This window comes from Protofrankia sp. CiP3 (assembly GCF_917627345.1).
GTDB lineage: Bacteria > Actinomycetota > Actinomycetes > Frankiales > Frankiaceae > Protofrankia.
The window spans coordinates 35161-37858 of record NZ_CAKJTM010000054.1 but is presented as its reverse complement, the minus strand read 5'-3'; the positions used below and the strand labels follow the sequence as shown (position 1 = coordinate 37858).

1 protein-coding gene is annotated in these 2698 nt (G+C 70.2%); it reads right to left on the bottom strand.

All coding sequences use genetic code 11. The features are described 5' to 3' along the window. Nucleotides 1–172: 172 nt before the first annotated feature. Nucleotides 173–2476 (bottom strand): ATP-binding protein, encoded by a 2304-nt coding sequence (locus MJ797_RS17475; RefSeq protein WP_239336200.1) that lies wholly within the window; start codon nt 2474–2476, stop codon nt 173–175. Nucleotides 2477–2698 lie beyond the last annotated feature (222 nt).

Here is a 2698-nt window from a genome sequence, read left to right as displayed (position 1 = left end):
AGCTGCAGACCTGGACCGTCCGCGTTCTGACCGCCGACACCCTCGACCAGCTCTTCGGCTAGCCCGAGTTTTACAAGCCAGCTGTCCGGCTCCCTGATCGAACGACGACTGCTGAAACACGCCGTAGACCCACGGGGCCGGTCCCGCTCGCCCGCCCGGTGTGGGACGGCGCTCACCGGGATGTCTGGACGGCGCGGTCCAGCCCCCAGCGGATCTCCACGCAGACCTTGCCCTCCTCACTCTCCTCGACGACATCGATCCACTGGTGTGTCATGGGTGTGCCCGCGGGAAGGCCCGGGGCCGGATCGCCGAGGACGGGTGCGGGAAATGCCAGGAACAGAAAGCCGTCCCGCGCGCCGGCGGTGAGGGTGACGAGGACCCGGCCATCGCCGATCCGGGCGAGGATAGCGGTGGCGGTACCCGCGATCTCCCGTCCCACCGCCGCGGGAATGGCCTCCACCTCTCCCGCGATCTGCAGCTCCACCCTGGCGCCTCGCAGCTCCGCCGAACGCGCGGCACTCTCAAGAACGGCGACCAGCGCCGACGGTGACAGCTGGCGGGTCAGTGTGCGCCGCAGCGCCGCAGCGCACCGCGCGCAGCGCTCACGGACCACGTCATCCTGGGGGTCCAGCCTGCCCGCACCGAGATCGGTGAGAAGGGGCAACGGGCCGTCGGCCAGGTGAAGCAGGCGCAGCCGCCGATCATGACGCACAGCGACTGCGGCTGCCCGATCCGCGATCAGTTCCGCCTCCGCGCGCGCGGTCCGTGCCGTCACCCCGGCCATGGCGCGGCGGGCCCGCCAGAACATCGACAAGGCCGTCTGGAGCGCGACCTGTGCGTAAAGGAACCCGCCGAACCTCATCAGCACGGTGACGTCACCCGCCGACCGCCAACTGATCACAGCCGTCGCTGTCCCGGCCATCAGCGTCACCGGCGCCAGCCACTGGCCGGCTGGTCGGCCGAACACGAAAAGGACCGTCGCCCCGACGTCCGCGAACATCACCGGCCGGAGTCCCACCAGGTCACCGTCCCGCACCGACAGGCCGAGGACGATCTGGGTACCGATCACGACCACGACCAGCCGCGCGACCACGACCGGGCGGAGCCGGCCACCGAGCGCCAGCACGACGTAGCGGGCCAGCAGCGCCAGGGAAATTCCCCAAGCCCCCAGGACGAGCAGCGGATGGCGGTATGCGGCGAGGCGTCCGAGCAGCAGCAGGCCACAACCGATCTGCCACAGACATGCTCCCATGCCCACCGCCCGCGTCGCGTTCCAGGCATAGGAGCACTCCAGCGCGGCCGCGTCGGCCGCCAGGGCCGGCTCCGGCGCCAGGCGCGGGGACCAGTGCAGCGTGACCGTCGTTCCACGGCCGGATATGGAGCGAACGTCAGCCGAACCGCCCACGTCGGCCATGCGCCCGATGATCGAATATCGGATGCCCAACCGCTCGGAATCATGGTCCAGCGGCTCGAAACCCACTCCTTCATCACGAACGGTTATCACTACTTCCCCCGCATTCGCCTGGATGTCCACCCAGGCCCGGGATGTGTGCGCGTGGCGGCGGACGTTGGACAGCGCCTCCCGGACCGTGGCCGCCAACGCGGCACGGACATCCCCGGGGACATCCAGCTGACCGCTTGTCGAGGTCTCGACGGCCAGCCCAGCGCGGCGCGCCTCCTCGACAACCTGGTCCAAGCGCGCGGCGGGGCTGGCGGCCTCGTCGCCCTCGTCACACCCAGCGCCCAGGAGATCCACGCAAACGGCCGCGGCATGGCGGCAACGTGTCCTGACCATCTCCACCGAGGACGCGGACACGCCCCAGGCGAGCCCGGTGAGGGTGTTCAACACGATATCGTGCAGGATACGTTCGGATTCCCTGAGTTTTCGCTGCCGCGCCGTCGCCAGCGCATGTACACTCCGCCGGGCCGCGGCGCGCGCGAAACTCCGGTCGGCCATGATCGCGCCGTGCCGCGCCACCCTTGACACCACCGTGAACAGCAGCGACAGGAAGGCCATCGCGGCAACCATCACGGCGACCGTGCTGGCTTGTATCCCCGATGCCAGGCATGACGTCATGAACAGACCGGCGAGAGCGGCCGTGGCCGGCAGCCAGATCACGGCCGGGGCGCACCAGGCGACCACGACCGATGCCCCGACCAGGCGCGGCAACACCCAGCTCGGCCCTTCCCGCAGCACATCGGGGGGCAGCGCCCACGGCACGGTCGCCGCGAGCAGCATTGCCACCGCCAGTTCGCCGGTGGCAATCCCCCGACGCAGCCCGGCCCGCAGGCAGCTGGTGGCGAACACGATCCCCCAGCCGGCGACCACCGCCGGCACTATCAGATGAGCCGGCGTGAAGTACCACCTGCGCCCGACGACGACAGCGACCAGCTCGAAGAGGATCCCGAAGATTCGCAGAACCGCGAAAACACGCGCGGCGGCCGCCTCAAGCGCGTTGAGCGCCAGATCATTCACAGTCCGGTAATTTCACCATCTGGAGGCTGACCATGTATAGGACCCGCGCGTCCGCCCGCGCCGCGGGACCCTGCTAGATCCGGCTCGCCACCCCCAGGCGGTCCCTGGCCGCGTTCTCGGCCGCGCCGATACCACTCTCCGGTATCGGCGCGGCCCGCGGCCGTGCCAGGAACCACCCGGGCGCGGCTGTCCGCTCGAACGCCCTGTTGCCCGGTCGCTCTT